Raw genomic sequence first — 15,389 nt, forward strand, 5'->3', positions numbered from 1 at the left:
AGGCGGCTTTTGATTCGCTACGGTTACGCTTGTGGCCGCATGTGCGGGAACAAGATCACGTCACGGATCGACGGTGAGTTGGTCAACAGCATCACCAGACGGTCGATACCGATACCTTCACCGGCGGTTGGCGGCATGCCGTACTCCAGGGCGCGGACGAAGTCGGCATCGTAGTGCATGGCTTCGTCGTCGCCGGCGTCCTTGTCGGCCACCTGGGCCATGAAGCGCTCGGCCTGGTCTTCCGCATCGTTGAGCTCGGAGTAGGCGTTGGCGATTTCACGGCCACCGATGAACAGCTCGAAGCGGTCGGTGACGTTCGGGTTGTCATCGTTGCGACGGGCCAGCGGCGAGACTTCGAACGGGTACTGGGTAATGAAGTGCGGCTGTTCCAGCTTGTGCTCCACCAGTTCTTCGAAAATCATCACCTGCAATTTGCCCAGGCCTTCGAAGCCCAGCACCTTGGCACCGGCTTTCTTGGCAATGGCGCGGGCCTTGTCGATGTCGTTCAGGTCATCGGCGGTCAGTTCAGGGTTGTACTTGAGGATCGAATCGAACACCGACAGGCGTACGAACGGCTCGCCGAAGTGGAACACCTTGTCGCCATACGGCACATCGGTAGTCCCCAGGACCAGCTCTGCCAGTTCGCGGAACAGCTCCTCGGTCAGGTCCATGTTGTCTTCGTAGTCGGCGTAGGCCTGGTAGAACTCCAACATGGTGAATTCCGGGTTGTGACGAGTCGAAACGCCTTCGTTACGGAAGTTGCGGTTGATCTCGAACACTTTTTCGAAGCCGCCCACCACAAGGCGCTTGAGGTACAACTCAGGCGCGATACGCAGGAACATTTCCATGTCCAGCGCATTGTGGTGAGTCTCGAACGGCTTGGCCGCAGCACCACCCGGGATGGTTTGCAGCATCGGCGTTTCCACTTCCAGGAAGTCACGCTTCATCAGGAAGGCGCGGGTATGGGCAATCACTTGCGAACGCACGCGGAAGGTGTGGCGCACGTCTTCGTTGACGATCAGGTCAACGTAACGCTGGCGATAGCGCTGCTCGGTGTCGGACAGACCGTGGTGCTTGTCCGGCAGCGGGCGCAGGGATTTGGTCAGCAGGCGCACGTTGGTCATTTCAACGTACAGGTCGCCCTTGCCGGAACGAGCCAAGGTGCCTTCGGCGGCAATAATGTCGCCCAGGTCCCAGGTTTTCACTGCGGCCAGGGTTTCTTCGGACAAGGTCTTACGGTTGACGTAGACCTGGATCCGCCCGGACATGTCCTGGATCACCATGAACGAGCCACGGTTGAGCATGATGCGACCTGCCACCTTGACCGGGATCGCCGCTTCTGCCAGCTCTTCCTTGGTCTTGTCGGCGTACTGTTTCTGCAAGTCTTCGCAGTAGGCGTCGCGACGGAAGTCGTTGGGGAAGGCATTGCCCTTGGCGCGCTCGGCAGCAAGCTTTTCCTTGCGCAGGGCGATCAGGGAGTTTTCTTCCTGTTGCAGGGCTTGCGGGTCGAGTTGTTGGTCGCTCATGTCTTTTGAAATTCCATCACAGGTTCGTTGCCCCCACCGGAGGCAGGGGACTTCAGGTCTTGGCTGACGGTTACAGGCCTTGTTTCAGGCTGGCCACCAGGTACTCGTCGATATCGCCGTCGAGGACTTTATCGCAGTCGCTGCGTTCAATGTTGGTGCGCAGGTCCTTGATTCGCGACGCGTCGAGCACGTAGGAGCGAATCTGATGACCCCAGCCGATATCGGACTTGGTGTCTTCCAGGGCCTGGGACGCGGCATTGCGCTTCTGCACTTCCTGCTCATACAAACGGGCCCGCAACATTTTCATCGCGGTGTCTTTGTTCGCATGCTGGGAACGTTCGTTCTGGCAACTGACCACGGTGTTGGACGGTACGTGAGTAATCCGTACGGCCGAGTCGGTGGTGTTTACGTGTTGACCACCGGCACCCGAGGAGCGGTAGGTGTCGATGCGCAGGTCCGAGGGGTTGATGTCGATTTCGATGTTGTCATCGATTTCCGGCGACACGAACACAGCCGAGAACGAGGTATGGCGACGGTTGCCGGAGTCGAACGGACTCTTGCGCACCAGGCGGTGTACGCCGATCTCGGTACGCAACCAACCAAAGGCGTATTCACCCTTGATGTGCACGGTCGCGCCCTTGATCCCGGCGACTTCACCAGCGGACAGTTCCATGATGGTCGCGTCGAAACCGCGCTTGTCAGCCCAGCGCAGGTACATGCGCAGCAGGATGTTGGCCCAGTCCTGGGCCTCGGTGCCACCGGAACCGGCCTGGATATCCAGGTAGGCGTTGTTGGCATCCATCTCACCGCTGAACATACGACGGAATTCGAGTTTTTCCAGGGCCTCGCGCAGGCGCTCGACTTCAGCGGCCACGTCATCGACGGCGCCCTGGTCTTCTTCCTCGGCAGACATCAGCAGCAGGTCCTTGGCATCGGCCAGGCCTGAGTGCATCTCATCGAGGGTTTCTACGATCTGCGCCAGCAGGGAGCGCTCGCGCCCCAGTTCCTGGGCATAGGCAGGGTTGTTCCAGACACTCGGATCTTCAAGCTCGCGATTGACCTCGGTCAGACGCTCATGCTTTTGATCGTAGTCAAAGATACCCCCGAATAGTTTCGGAGCGCTCGGACAGGTCCTTGATACTGTTAAGGATCGGGTTGATTTCCATGGCGGGCAGCACTCGTTGGCGAACTTTTGAAAGCCGGCGAGTATAACGGCAAACGGCTGGAAACGGCAGTCCGCTTGGCTGAAAAGGCGGGTTTGAGTGCGATCAGTGCATCAACACAGAACAAATGTGGGAGCGCGAATGCGGTTGTAGCCGCTGCCGAGGTACGAGGCTGCGATGCGTGTCCGCAGGACCGCCCCTGGGGCCACTGCGCAGCCCATCGCAGCCTCGTACCTCGGCAGCGGCTACACCGCATTTGCGAGCAAGCCTTACAAGGGTTTTGTGGTGTTTCGGCTATTCGATACCCACCTGATTGCGCCCATTATGCTTGGCCAGGTACAACCCCTTGTCTGCCGCCGAAATCAGCTGCCGGCAATCGGTGCCCTGCAGCGGCGTCATGGTCGACAGGCCAATGCTGATGGTCAGGCTCGCGCCTTCGGCCGGGGTGATGTGGGGGATTTTCAGGGCCGCCACGGCTTGGCGCAGTTTCTCGGCCACCAGCCGTGCACCACCCGGTGAGGTATTGGGCAGCACCAGGGCGAACTCTTCACCGCCATAACGGGCCGGCAGGTCCGAGGGACGACTGCTGGCGTCGCGAATGGTCGCGGCCACTTTGCGCAAGGCTTCGTCGCCTTCCAGGTGGCCAAAACTGTCGTTGTAGGTCTTGAAGAAGTCCACGTCGATCATCAGCAGCGACAATTGGGTCTGGTCGCGCATCGCGCGGCGCCATTCCAGTTCCAGATACTCGTCAAAGTGCCGGCGGTTGGACAGCCCGGTCAGGCCGTCGGAGTTCATCAGCCGCTGCAATACCAGGTTGGTGTCGAGCAATTGCTGTTGGCTGACTCGCAGCGCGCGATACGCCGCGTCCCGCTGCAACAGGGTCATGTAGGAGCGCGAGTGGTAGCGAATCCGCGCCACCAGCTCAATATTGTCCGGCAACTTGACCAGGTAATCGTTGGCCCCGGCCGCAAACGCCGCGCTCTTGATCAGCGGGTCTTCCTTGGTCGAAAGCACGATGATCGGAATATTCTGCGTGGCCGGGTGGTTACGGTATTCGCGTACCAGGGTCAGCCCGTCCAGGCCCGGCATCACCAGGTCCTGAAGGATTACCGTTGGCTTGATGCGGATCGCCTGGGCAATGGCCTGATGCGGGTCGGCGCAAAAGTGGAAGTCGATATTGTCTTCTTGGGCCAGGCCACGCCGCACGGCTTCGCCGATCATCGCCTGATCGTCGACCAGCAACACCATGGCGGCGTTCTCGTCGGTCTTGAAGTCATCGAGTTGTAAATCATTCATTTGCGGTCACCTGAATTACTGCTTTGCCGGCCAGGACGCGAGTTATATCGGTCATTTTGCGAATATCTCCAGCAATCGTGGCGCAATTCTGTCCAATGGGCGAATTTCAACAGCAGCGTCGATCGCGGCTGCCGCTTTAGGCATGCCATACACCGCGCTGCTTTGCTGGTCCTGGGCGATGGTCAGGTAGCCTTGCTGACGCATCAGTTTGAGTCCCTGAGCCCCGTCGCGCCCCATGCCTGTCAGCAATACGCCGACGGCATCGCCGCTCCAGTAACTGGCGACACTCTCGAAAAACACGTCGATGGACGGCCGGTAGATCTCGTTTACCGGCTCGGCGGTGTAAGCCAGCGTGCCGTTCTTCAATAGCCGAATATGATGATTGGTGCCTGCCAGCAACACCACGCCACTTTGCGGCGGCTCACCTTCCCGCGCCAGGCGTACCGGCAGGCCCGAAGCACTGCTCAGCCATTCCGCCATGCCAGCGGCGAACACCTGGTCCACATGCTGCACCAGTACAATGGCCGCCGAGAAATCTCGCGGCAAGCCCTTGAGCAGCACTTCCAGGGCGGCCGGACCACCGGCGGAAGAGCCAATGGCTACCAGCCTCTGGCGCTTACCCATGACCCGCTGCGGCGCGGGCTCGGCACGTACACGAGCGCCCCGCTGGCCAATCAGCCAACCGATATTGAGGATCTTGCGCAGCAACGGCGCCGCCGCTTCCTTGGCATCACCCACCCCCAGGGCCGGGGTATCCACTACGTCCAGAGCACCGTGCCCCATGGCTTCGAAGACACGGCTGACATTGGCTTGGCGGTCCACGGTGACGATAACAATCGCACACGGGGTCTCGGCCATGATCTGTCGGGTAGCCTCCACGCCATCCATCACCGGCATGATCAAGTCCATCAGGATCAGGTCCGGCGTCAACTCGGCACAACGCTGCACCGCTTCCAGGCCGTTGCTGGCCACCCACACCACTTCATGGGCCGGCTCCAGGCTCAAGGCCCGGCGCAACGCCTCAACGGCCAGCGGCATGTCATTGACAATAGCGATCTTCATGCCCTGGCACCTCCAATCAGCTCCACCACCGCATCCAGCAGTGCGTCATCATGGAAACTAGCCTTGGCTAGATAATAGTCGGCCCCAGCGTCCAGTCCACGGCGCCGGTCTTCTTCTCGATCTTTGTAGGAAACCACCATCACCGGCAACGACTGCAGACGGGTATCACGGCGCAAGAGTGTGACCAATTCAATACCGTCCATGCGAGGCATATCAATGTCAGTGATGAGCAGGTCAAAGTCTTCGGAGCGCAAGGCATTCCAGCCGTCCATACCATCCACCGCAACCGCCACGTCATAACCACGATTGAGCAACAGCTTGCGCTGCAACTCGCGCACGGTGAGCGAATCATCCACCACCAGAATACGCTTGCGCGCCACTTCGACGACGTGCTGATTGCGCCGGGCAATGCGCTCCAGACGACCGGTATTCAGCAATTTGTCGACCGAGCGCAGCATGTCCTCGACATCGACGATCAACACCACCGAACCATCATCGAGCAAAGCCCCGGCGGAGATGTCCTGGACCTTGCCCAATCGGTCATCCAGCGGCAACACCACCAGCGTACGCTCGCCGATAAAACGCTCCACGGCGATGCCATAGACCGCCTCCCGCTCGCGGATCACCACGACCTTGAGGGTCTCCTCATTGCTCTGCCCTGGCGGCCGATGCAGCAATTGACTGGCAGCCACCAGGCCAACATGCCGGCCTTCATGCCAGAAATGCTGGCGACCTTCCACCTGCACGATGTCATCGGGCTCCAGGTCGCACATGCGCTCGATATGGGCCAGCGGGAACGCATAGGCTTCATCCCCGACTTCCACCACCAGGCTGCGCACCACCGACAGAGTCAGGGGTACTTCCAGATGGAAACGACTGCCCTGCCCCGCCGTCTGTTCCAGCACCACCGCGCCGCGCAACTGACGGACCATGTGCTGCACCGCATCCAGGCCGACACCACGCCCGGAGACTTCGGTGACCTTGTCCCGCAGGCTGAAACCCGGCAGGAACAGGAACGTCAGCAGTTCTTCCTCACTGAGCCGCAGGGCAGTTTCCAGCGGCGACAGATTGCGATCAACGATGGTGGCCCGCAGGCGCTCGAGGTCGACACCGTTGCCGTCATCGCTCAGCTCCAGCACCAGCAGGCCCGCCTGATGAGAAGCCCGCAGGCGGATCAGACCTTCTGCCGGCTTGCCGGCCAGCAGACGTTGCTCGGGCGTTTCGATGCCGTGATCGACGGCATTACGCAATAAGTGGGTCAGCGGCGCTTCAAGCTTTTCCAGCACGTCGCGGTCAACCTGAGTCTTCTCGCCTTCAATCTCCAGGCGCACTTGTTTGCCCAGGCTACGGCCCAGGTCGCGGACCATGCGCACCTGCCCGGCCAACACATCGGCAAAGGGCCGCATGCGGCAGGCCAGCGCGGTGTCGTAAAGCACTTGGGCACGCTGCCCGGCCTGCCAGCCGAACTCATCCAACTCGGCGGTTTTTTCCGCCAGCAGCGACTGCGCTTCACTTAACAGGCGGCGTGTATCGGCCAGCGCTTCCTGGGCCTCCAGGCTCAGTTCCACGAGCTTGAGCTGGCCATCGAGGTTGTCCAGTGCCCGGGAGCTGTTGCTCTGGATGCGTTTAAGACGCTGCAGGCTGGCGAGATACGGTTTGAGCCGTTGGGTTTCCACCAGGGATTTACTGGACAGGTCCAACAGGCTGTTCAAACGTTCAGCAGTGACCCGCAATACCCGTTCGCCGCCTTCAGTCATGCGCTTGTTCTGCCGCGGCGCGTCGCTGCTGACTGGCAGCGCGGGCTCCGGTGGCAGGTCTTCGACGAGCGGCGCAGAGGCTGGCTCTGGTTGCAATGTGGGGGGCGCGACCTTGGCGCTCAATTGCGACGGATCGAGCAAACGCTCCATCAACGCCACATACGCCTCGATATCCGCCGGGCCCACCGTGTTGCCGGGGGTGGCAATGCGCATCAGCAAGTCGGTGCCCTGCAGCAACGCGTCAATATGCTCCGGTTGCAGGTAAAGCCTGCCCTCCTGGGCACTGACCAGGCAGTCCTCCATCACATGGGACACGCTGACCCCGGCATCCACGCCAACAATCCGCGCCGCGCCCTTGAGGGAATGGGCGGCACGCATGCAGGCTTCAAGCTGGTCGGCCTGGGTCGGGTTGCGCTCCAGGGCCAGCAGGCCAGCGCTAAGGACCTGGGTCTGGGCGTCAGCTTCCAGACTGAACAGTTCCAACAGCGACGCATCGCGCATCTGGTCGGGGGTCATGTGAGACTCCGGGTCACGGCGGACAACAATTGTTCTTCGTCCAGCCAGCGCAAGCTGCGGCCTTTGAACTGCAATACACCTTGGGTGAAGCGGGCGCTGGCTTGGGTACCGGACGCAGACGCCGCCTTCAAAGTGCGCACATCAATGGCATGGATACCGTCCACTTCATCCACCGGCACCACCACTGGGCCGTCTTGCGCCGCGATGATCAACATGCGCGGCATGATCCTCCCACCGCCGGGGCCGCTGCCGGAGCCGTCCAGCCCCAACAATTCCACCAGCGAAAGGCACGCCACCAAGGCTCCACGCACATTGGCTACCCCCAGCAGCGCCCGCGAGCGCTGGTGAGGCAAAGAATGAATCGGCTGCATCGGCGCCACTTCCACCAGGCAACGGGTGGCGATGCCCAACCATTCTTCGCCGAGGCGAAACATCAGCAGCGAACGCGTAACGATATCGCCATCAGCTTCTACCGTGGCCACCGGCCGACGGTCGTCCTGCTGCAAGGCATAACGGTCGAGCAGACGGGTGGCGGCGGCGGAGTACACCGAGCAATTACGGCAGTGAATGTGTTCGGCCAGCAAAGGGCAGGATTTGTCACCGTGGATACCGATACGGTTCCAGCAGTCGTCGATGGCCTGGGTGTCGGCCAGGGTCAGGTCCATACCGAGGTCCAGGGATACAGGATCAATCATCGTTTACGCTCACTGTCTGCTCGCTCGCTGCGGGCGGCACGGGCCTGCAAACGGCGGGCTCCCGCCACATCACCCTGGGATTCAAGCAACGCGGCCAGATGCATCAAGGCCTGCGGGTGCTGGGGCTCCAGGTACAAGGCTTTTCGATAATAGCCCTGGGCTTCCAGGGCGCTGCCGGCCACATCACTGAGCAGGCCCAGCCAATAAAACACCTGGGCCGCTGGTGGATGGCTCTGTAAATAACGCTCGCAGGCAGCACGGGCTTCGAGGCTTTTGCCTTCATTGGCCAGGATTGCGATCTGACTGAGTAAATCGGCAGCATCCGAATGCGCGGGTGCGGCCTTGATTGGCATTACCGGCGCACTGAATGAGCTGAAAGGCCGAGGTTTTGCAGGAATCGGTGCCGCGCTGCGCTGAGGTACCGGCGCGGGCATCGGCGCAAAGACCGGCTCGGGCACGGGCTCAGCATGCCGGCTGAACGCAAAAGATTGCGGCACACCAATCGAGCGCATGCCCAGACGCCCCAGCAAGCTGCCCTCGGCGGGGCCGATAAACAGCACACCGTCGGCATGGGTCAGGGTTTTGAGTACTTCAAATACCTGTTTCTGCGTCGGCTGATCAAAGTAGATCAGCAGGTTGCGGCAAAATACGAAGTCATAGGTCGGCTCATTGGCCAACAACGCCGGGTCCAACAAGTTGCCCACTTGCAGGCGCACTTGTTCGCGAACACGGTCCGAAACCCGGTAGCCATCGCTTTGCTCGGCAAAGTGACGCTCGCGAAAGTCGATGTCCTGACCACGAAAGGAATTCTTGCCATATACCCCTCGCCGGGCACGCTCCACCGACAATGGGCTGACGTCCATGCCCTGGACCTTGAACTGATGGGGCGCAAGCCCCGCATCGAGCAAGGCCATGGCAATTGAATAAGGCTCCTCGCCGGTGGAACACGGCAAGCTGAGAATGCGCAAGGCGCGCATCTGCTTGATCTCGGCCAGCCGCGACAGCGCCAGCCGACCCAAGGTGGCGAAGGATTCGGGGTAACGGAAAAACCAGGTCTCGGGGACGATTACCGCTTCGATCAGCGCTTGCTGTTCATCATGGGAGCCCTGCAAATGCAGCCAGTACTGGTCCGCGGTCAGCGCCTGCAGGGCCTGACTGCGCTGGCGCACGGCACGCTCAATAATGGCTTCGCCCACCGAGGCGACGTCCAGGCCGATACGTTCTTTAAGGAAGTCGAAAAAGCGTTGGTCACTGCTCATCACCCCTCCTCAGGCGTCATGTCGGCAGAAAACAGCAAGGCCCGTACCTCGGCCGTCAGCAGGTCAGCCACCCCGATCCATTGCATCAAACCCCGCTCATCCTCACGCACCGGCCCCAGGTACGGCGCCTGGCGATTGTCCAGGCCATAAGGCTGGAAGTCCGCCGGGTCACAACGCAGGGTATCGGTGGCCTGTTCAAGGATCAGCCCCAGCCAGCGCGCATCGACCCAAGGCTCGGGCCGATAGTTGACCAGCACCAATCGTGTGCTGGTTCGGGCCTGGGCCGGTGAACCAAAGGTCAGGGCACTGAGGTCGATGACCGGCACCATCACCCCGCGATGGGCAAAGATCCCGGCTACCCAGACAGGCGCATGAGCGATGGGTTTCAAAGGCAAACGCGGCAGCACCTCGGCCACCTCGGTGGCCTTGAGGGCATAACGTTCGCTGGCGATGTGAAACACCAGGAACAACGCTTTTTTCGCTGCCGTAACGGCGCCGCGTTTAGCCGCGAGGTCGCTCATCAGACTTTGAAACGCGACACGCCACTGCGCAGACCCACCGCGACCTGGCTCAGTTCATCGATGGCGAAACTGGCTTGGCGCAGAGACTCCACGGTCTGGCTGCTGGCGTCGCCCAATTGCACCAGAGCGTGGTTGATCTGCTCGGCGCCGGTGGCCTGGGCCTGCATGCCTTCGTTGACCATCAATACACGAGGCGCCAGGGCCTGGACCTGATGAATGATCTGCGACAGTTGCTCGCCCACTTGCTGCACTTCGGACATGCCACGGCGCACTTCTTCAGAGAACTTGTCCATGCCCATCACACCGGCAGACACCGCCGACTGGATCTCACGAACCATCTGCTCGATGTCGTAGGTGGCCACGGCAGTCTGGTCTGCCAGACGCCGTACTTCGGTTGCAACCACGGCAAAACCACGACCGTATTCACCGGCCTTCTCGGCCTCGATCGCGGCGTTGAGGGACAGCAGGTTGGTCTGGTCGGCGACCTTGACGATGGTCACCACCACTTGGTTGATGTTGCCGGCCTTCTCGTTGAGGATCGCCAGCTTGGCATTCACCAGATCGGCGGCGCCCATCACCGAATTCATGGTTTCTTCCATACGGGCCAAGCCTTGCTGGCCGGAACCGGCGGCGACCGAGGCCTGATCGGCAGCGGTAGACACTTCCGTCATGGTGCGCACAAGGTCCTTGGACGTTGCTGCAATTTCCCGGGACGTGGCGCCGATTTCGGTGGTGGTAGCGGCGGTTTCGGTGGCCGTGGCCTGTTGCTGCTTGGAGGTGGCGGCAATCTCGGTGACCGACGTGGTGACCTGCACCGACGAGCGCTGGGCCTGGGACACCAGGGCGGTCAGCTCGGTCATCATGTCGTTGAAGCCGGTTTCCACGGCGCCGAACTCGTCCTTGCGCTCCAGGTTCAGGCGCTTGCTCAGATCGCCGGTGCGCATGGACTCAAGGATATCGACGATACGGTTCATCGGCGCCATGATCGCCCGCATCAGCAGCAGGCCACACAGACCGGCAGCGAGGATCGCCAGGATCAGCGAGACACCCATGCTGATTTTCGCGGCGTTCACGGCATCGTCAATCGCGGCAGTAGCGTGATCCGCCACTTGTTTGTTCTCGTTGATGATGTCGTTGAGCTTCATGCGGCCTGCGGTCCAGGCCGGTGTCAGTTGCTCGTTAAACATCTTGACCGCATCGTCGTCATTGTTAGCCAAGTGCAAGTCCAGAACCTGAGCGAGGATTTTGTTGTAGGCCTGGTGCAGATTTTCGAAGGTATCGAACTCGCTCCGATCCTGGTCCAGGTTGATCGTGGCCGCGTAACTGGCCATGTGCTGCTCAAGGCGTGCTTCGAAAGATTTGTAGTCCTGCTTGTCGGCGTCAGAAATGCCCTGGTTTTTATGCAAACCAATCAATTCCTGGGTTTGCAGATAGCTGTCGACCCAGGCGCTGCGGATCATCGAGCTGAAAAACACCCCCGGTACGGCGTCGTCGCGGACCGATGTCTCGCTGACTTCGATCTTCAGCAACCGTGAGTACGAGACCACGACCATCAGCAACATGATGGCGATAATGACCGCAAAGCTCGCCAAAATCCTTTGGCGCAAAGTCCAGTTCTTCACAGTAATTCCTCGAGGGCCGATCAAATGGAGGGGAGTATAGCTGAGCAAATGCCATCATCTATCAATGGGTTGTGGGGTGGGTCTCAGGGAATGCAAAAAGATTGTGGGGGGGGGGCAGGTTGTTTGGTGTGCATATCCGTTTTTGCGGTGACGGCCGCTATTGGTTCCGCTCTTACAGCGGGTCACTTTTGAAAAGAGCCCAAAAGTAACCAAAAGGCTCTTGCCCCACCACTCGGCACCTCGCTCAGGCTCGGTGTGCCCGAACGCAGGCATTACTCCGTGGGCCGCCGCGACGGGCCATCCATGGCCCAACGCGGCTAAACCGGCGTCCTGCCGGTTTACCCACTCCGTAATACCTGCGTTCGGCCAGCGTGGTTTAACGGGGCGCCTAAGATCAACATCAAAAGCAGATCAAGAACACAGCGGCCTACCGGCCGGCTTGAGTGGTGTGAAGCAAAGGCAAGATCAAAAGCGGGCATGGTCGACTGTGGGAGCTGGCTTGCCTGCGATGGCATCACCTCGGTGTTCCTGAAAGACCGAGTTGTCTGCATCGCAGGCAAGCCAGCTCCCACAGAAAAGCAGATCTGCTTTCGCTCTGGCCCTTGCCTTTGCTTCTACCACTCAGGTCGGCTTTCAGGCCGCCGTGCTTTTGATTTTGATCTTAGGCGCCCCGTTAAACCACGCTGGCTGAACGCAGGCATTGGTCCGTGGGTAAACCGGCAGGACGCCGGTTTAGCCGCACTGGGCCAGGGATGGCCCATTGCGGCGGCCCACGGAGCAATGCCGGAGTGAGGGCATGCCGAGCCTAGGCGAGGCACCGAGTGGTGGGGCAAGAGCCCTTTGGTTACTTTGGGGCTCTTTTCCAAAGTGACCCGCTGTAAGAGCGGAACCAATAGCAGCCATTACCGCAAAAACGGATATGTACCCCATCACCCCGCAACCGCTTGCCTCACCTGCCGCTCCAACTCAACCTTCAACCCCGGCTCCAACTTAAGCTGCCGCGCCAGCTCATCAAGGTAGGCCTTCTCCATGAAGTTCTCCTCATCCACCAACATCACACTGGCGATATACATCTCAGCCGCCATCTCCGGCGTACTCGCCGCCCGCGCCACATCCGTCGGATCCAGGGGCTTGTTGAGTTCCGCATGCAACCACTGTTGCAACTCCCGATCGCTATCGAGTTTGGTGAACTCCCCTTCAATCAACGCCCGCTCACGCTCATCCACATGCCCATCCGCCTTGGCCGCCGCCACCAGCGCCTTGAGGATCGCCTGGCTATGCTGCTCAACCTGAGCCGCTGGCAAACGATCAATGGTCTGAGGTTCCCCCTGCGGCGCACTGGCCTGCTGCGCCTGCCAGTTGCCATAAGCCTTATAGGCAATCACCCCCAACGCTGCCAGACCACCATAAGTCAGCGCCTTACCACCAAATTTGCGGGCTTTCTTGTTACCCAGCAACAAACCCATAGCCCCGGCCGCCAGGGCGCCACCACCCGCCCCGCCCAGCAAACTGCCGAGCCCGCCACTGCCGAGCAACCCGCCCAGAGCGCCTTTGTCCTCGCTTTTACGCTGACCGCCAGCCTTGTTTTGCAACATGTCCTGACCGGACTTGAGCAACTGATCAAGCAACCCACGGGTATTCATCGCAGCCTCCAGAAACTTCAGTTCATAGGATTCATTCGGCCCACAGCGTAAAACTAAGTGCCAAAGTCCCACGCCCTAGAGTACTTCCAGATGTAACACCGCTCTTGTAACTTCAGGCTTGAGCCGACACGTCTTGTTTCACATACAAGGCCATCACCCCGCCATCAATCATTTTTCCTTCGACACCGAACGGCTTAAGCTATTTGGCATCTGTTTAATGTCCGTTGCGTTTGGCCGAAGGCATGTCCGAACCGTTATCTTTGATCCAGCACGTGCCAGGAACGGCACGGGATTGCTCACGACAGGTTGTATCTATGCACCGCAGGAATTTGCTCAAAGCGTCCATGGCCATCGCGGCTTATACCGGTCTGTCGGCCAGCGGTCTGTTGGCCGCCCAGGCCTGGGCAGGGAATCGTGCCGCGGATGGCGACGCCCTGGCCTTCGACTTCGAGGCACTGAAGGCCCAGGCCAAGCAATTGGCCAACACGCAATATCAGGACACCAAGCAGGTGCTGCCTCCCACCCTGGCCAACATGACCCCGCAGAATTTCAATGCCATCGGTTACGACGGCAACCATTCGTTGTGGAAGGAATTGAACGGCCAGTTGGATGTGCAGTTCTTTCACGTCGGCATGGGCTTCAAGACACCGGTGCGCATGCACAGTGTCGACCCTAAGACCCGTATGTCCCGCGAGGTGCATTTCCGGCCGTCACTGTTCAACTACGCAAAAACCACAGTCGACACCCAACAGCTCAAGGGCGACCTGGGTTTTTCCGGATTCAAGCTGTTCAAGGCGCCGGAGCTGGATCGCCATGATGTGCTGTCTTTCCTCGGCGCCAGCTATTTCCGCGCGGTGGATTCCACCGGCCAGTACGGGCTTTCCGCGCGCGGCCTGGCTATCGACACCTACGCGAAAAAACGTGAGGAGTTCCCCGACTTCACCCAGTTCTGGTTCGAGACCCCGGACAAGGACAGCACCCGTTTCGTGGTCTATGCCCTGCTGGACTCGCCGAGCGCTACCGGCGCCTACCGCTTCGACATCGACTGCCAGGCTAACCAGGTGGTCATGGGGATCGACGCCCACATCAACGCCCGCACCGCCATCGAGCAACTGGGCATCGCGCCGATGACCAGCATGTTCAGTTGTGGCACTCATGAGCGCCGGATGTGCGACACCATCCACCCGCAGATCCACGACTCGGATCGCCTGGCGATGTGGCGTGGCAATGGCGAGTGGATCTGCCGCCCGCTGAACAACCCGGCCACCCTGCAATTCAACGCCTTCGCCGACAAGGACCCAAAAGGTTTCGGCCTGGTACAGACCGACCATGAGTTCGCCAGCTACCAGGACACCGTCGACTGGTACAGCAAGCGCCCAAGCCTGTGGGTAGAGCCGACAACCGCGTGGGGCGAAGGCTCGATCGACCTGCTGGAAATTCCTACCACCGGAGAGACCCTGGACAACATCGTGGCCTTCTGGACCCCGAAAACACCCGTAGCCGCCGGCGACTCCCTGAACTATGGCTATAAGCTTTACTGGAGTGCCCTGCCGCCGGTCAGTACACCGCTGGCGCAGGTCAACGCCACCCGTTCAGGCATGGGCGGTTTCACTGAAGGTTGGGCACCGGGTGAGCATTATCCCAAGGTTTGGGCCCGGCGTTTTGCCGTGGACTTCAACGGTGGCGGCCTGGACCGCTTGCCCGAGGGCACAGGCATCGAGCCGGTAGTCACCTGCTCCCATGGTGAAGTGAAAGATTTCAGCGTGCTGGTACTCGACGCCATCAAAGGCTATCGAATCCTCTTCGACTGGTACCCGACCAGTGACAGCGTGGAGCCCGTAGAGCTGCGGCTGTTTATTCGCACCCAGGACCGGACCCTGAGTGAAACCTGGCTGTACCAGTACTTCCCTCCGGCGCCAGACAAGCGCAAATACACCTGACAGGCACGTTGATCGTTCCCACTACGCGGGAACGATCAACGCCTTTTTCAGAACCGCGAAATACTCTGCATTGCCCCAATCAGGTACCGCATCGCCACCTGATCGTTTTCGGTCAGGGCACGGTACTGCTCCAGCAATTGCGCCTCATCCGAACTCAACCAACGACGGCGTAACGACAACTTACGGGTCAGAAAAAACTCCAGAACACCCGCTAAACCATAGGTTTTGGCCATGGACTCTTTCTCCGTGTCATAAACATCGACTCCTTGTGCCCATAACCTCCTCCCGTGAAGCGCAATGCTTCCGTGGATAAACAGACTGACTTCCTGGGCCAGAAATCCGCCTTACTTAAAGCGTAGAAACTATCCAGGCGCATGTGAGATTTTTTT

12 protein-coding genes are annotated in these 15,389 nt (G+C 60.1%); 1 reads left to right on the forward strand and 11 read right to left on the reverse strand.

Features of this window, described 5'->3' with window-relative positions; translation table 11 throughout:
* Positions 1 to 23: 23 nt before the first annotated feature.
* The 10 genes from lysS to GNF76_RS02785 form a co-directional block, all read right to left on the reverse strand.
* Positions 24 to 1,526: a lysine--tRNA ligase gene (lysS, locus tag GNF76_RS02740; RefSeq protein ID WP_155581654.1), complete on the reverse strand. Its 1,503-nt coding sequence runs from the start codon at positions 1,524 to 1,526 to the stop codon at positions 24 to 26.
* A gap of 70 nt (positions 1,527 to 1,596) precedes the next feature.
* Positions 1,597 to 2,692, reverse strand: a protein-coding gene (prfB, locus tag GNF76_RS02745) for a peptide chain release factor 2 (protein WP_155581655.1) whose coding sequence is annotated in 2 segments (ribosomal slippage) — positions 1,597 to 2,619 and positions 2,621 to 2,692 — 1,095 coding nt in all. Because the reading frame shifts where the segments join, the coding sequence is not laid out codon by codon here.
* Positions 2,693 to 2,983: 291 nt separating this feature from the next.
* A complete protein-coding gene (locus GNF76_RS02750) occupies positions 2,984 to 3,985 on the reverse strand; it encodes a diguanylate cyclase (protein WP_155581656.1) in 1,002 nt (333 codons plus the stop codon).
* Positions 3,986 to 4,036: 51 nt separating this feature from the next.
* The gene (cheB, locus tag GNF76_RS02755) at positions 4,037 to 5,047 is read right to left on the reverse strand and encodes a chemotaxis response regulator protein-glutamate methylesterase (protein WP_155581657.1); all 1,011 of its coding nucleotides are present in this window, start codon (positions 5,045 to 5,047) and stop codon (positions 4,037 to 4,039) included.
* Positions 5,044 to 7,320: a hybrid sensor histidine kinase/response regulator gene (locus tag GNF76_RS02760; RefSeq protein WP_155581658.1), complete on the reverse strand. Its 2,277-nt coding sequence runs from the start codon at positions 7,318 to 7,320 to the stop codon at positions 5,044 to 5,046. Before GNF76_RS02760 ends, cheB begins: the two co-directional genes overlap by 4 nt.
* Complete coding sequence (locus GNF76_RS02765; RefSeq protein ID WP_155581659.1) at positions 7,317 to 8,015, reverse strand: chemotaxis protein CheW; 699 nt, start codon at positions 8,013 to 8,015, stop codon at positions 7,317 to 7,319. The genes GNF76_RS02760 and GNF76_RS02765 overlap by 4 nt, the downstream gene beginning before the upstream one ends.
* Positions 8,012 to 9,274 (reverse strand): CheR family methyltransferase, encoded by a 1,263-nt coding sequence (locus tag GNF76_RS02770; RefSeq protein ID WP_155581660.1) that lies wholly within the window; start codon positions 9,272 to 9,274, stop codon positions 8,012 to 8,014. Before GNF76_RS02770 ends, GNF76_RS02765 begins: the two co-directional genes overlap by 4 nt.
* Positions 9,274 to 9,795, reverse strand: coding sequence for a chemotaxis protein CheW (locus GNF76_RS02775; RefSeq protein WP_155581661.1), 522 nt, complete (start codon positions 9,793 to 9,795; stop codon positions 9,274 to 9,276). Before GNF76_RS02775 ends, GNF76_RS02770 begins: the two co-directional genes overlap by 1 nt.
* Positions 9,795 to 11,417 (reverse strand): methyl-accepting chemotaxis protein, encoded by a 1,623-nt coding sequence (locus GNF76_RS02780; protein WP_178123150.1) that lies wholly within the window; start codon positions 11,415 to 11,417, stop codon positions 9,795 to 9,797. Before GNF76_RS02780 ends, GNF76_RS02775 begins: the two co-directional genes overlap by 1 nt.
* A gap of 929 nt (positions 11,418 to 12,346) precedes the next feature.
* Positions 12,347 to 13,060: a tellurite resistance TerB family protein gene (locus tag GNF76_RS02785; RefSeq protein ID WP_155581662.1), complete on the reverse strand. Its 714-nt coding sequence runs from the start codon at positions 13,058 to 13,060 to the stop codon at positions 12,347 to 12,349.
* A gap of 314 nt (positions 13,061 to 13,374) precedes the next feature.
* On the opposite strand from GNF76_RS02785, the gene GNF76_RS02790 reads away from it, so the two are divergent.
* The gene (locus tag GNF76_RS02790) at positions 13,375 to 15,000 is read left to right on the forward strand and encodes a glucan biosynthesis protein D (protein ID WP_155581663.1); all 1,626 of its coding nucleotides are present in this window, start codon (positions 13,375 to 13,377) and stop codon (positions 14,998 to 15,000) included.
* 47 nt (positions 15,001 to 15,047) lie between these two features.
* Here the strand turns inward: GNF76_RS02790 and GNF76_RS02795 are convergent, their stop codons facing one another.
* Entirely contained in the window at positions 15,048 to 15,233 is a 186-nt protein-coding gene (locus GNF76_RS02795) for a hypothetical protein (protein WP_155581664.1), read from the reverse strand.
* Between the last annotated feature and the right edge of the window lie 156 nt (positions 15,234 to 15,389).

It is taken from the genome of Pseudomonas spelaei, from assembly GCF_009724245.1.
Classification (GTDB): Bacteria; Pseudomonadota; Gammaproteobacteria; order Pseudomonadales; family Pseudomonadaceae; genus Aquipseudomonas; species Aquipseudomonas spelaei.

What these genes read in the sequence shown, in the direction of transcription:
- GNF76_RS02765 (WP_155581659.1), bottom strand. Translation starts at nt 8,015, where the DNA reads ATGATTGATCCTGTATCCCTGGACCTCGGTATGGACCTGACCCTGGCC.
- GNF76_RS02785 (WP_155581662.1), bottom strand. Translation starts at nt 13,060, where the DNA reads ATGAATACCCGTGGGTTGCTTGATCAGTTGCTCAAGTCCGGTCAGGAC.
- GNF76_RS02795 (WP_155581664.1), bottom strand. Translation starts at nt 15,233, where the DNA reads ATGGCCAAAACCTATGGTTTAGCGGGTGTTCTGGAGTTTTTTCTGACC.
- GNF76_RS02790 (WP_155581663.1), top strand. Translation starts at nt 13,375, where the DNA reads ATGCACCGCAGGAATTTGCTCAAAGCGTCCATGGCCATCGCGGCTTAT.
- GNF76_RS02775 (WP_155581661.1), bottom strand. Translation starts at nt 9,795, where the DNA reads ATGAGCGACCTCGCGGCTAAACGCGGCGCCGTTACGGCAGCGAAAAAA.
- cheB (WP_155581657.1), bottom strand. Translation starts at nt 5,047, where the DNA reads ATGAAGATCGCTATTGTCAATGACATGCCGCTGGCCGTTGAGGCGTTG.
- lysS (WP_155581654.1), bottom strand. Translation starts at nt 1,526, where the DNA reads ATGAGCGACCAACAACTCGACCCGCAAGCCCTGCAACAGGAAGAAAAC.
- GNF76_RS02770 (WP_155581660.1), bottom strand. Translation starts at nt 9,274, where the DNA reads ATGAGCAGTGACCAACGCTTTTTCGACTTCCTTAAAGAACGTATCGGC.
- GNF76_RS02750 (WP_155581656.1), bottom strand. Translation starts at nt 3,985, where the DNA reads ATGAATGATTTACAACTCGATGACTTCAAGACCGACGAGAACGCCGCC.
- GNF76_RS02760 (WP_155581658.1), bottom strand. Translation starts at nt 7,320, where the DNA reads ATGACCCCCGACCAGATGCGCGATGCGTCGCTGTTGGAACTGTTCAGT.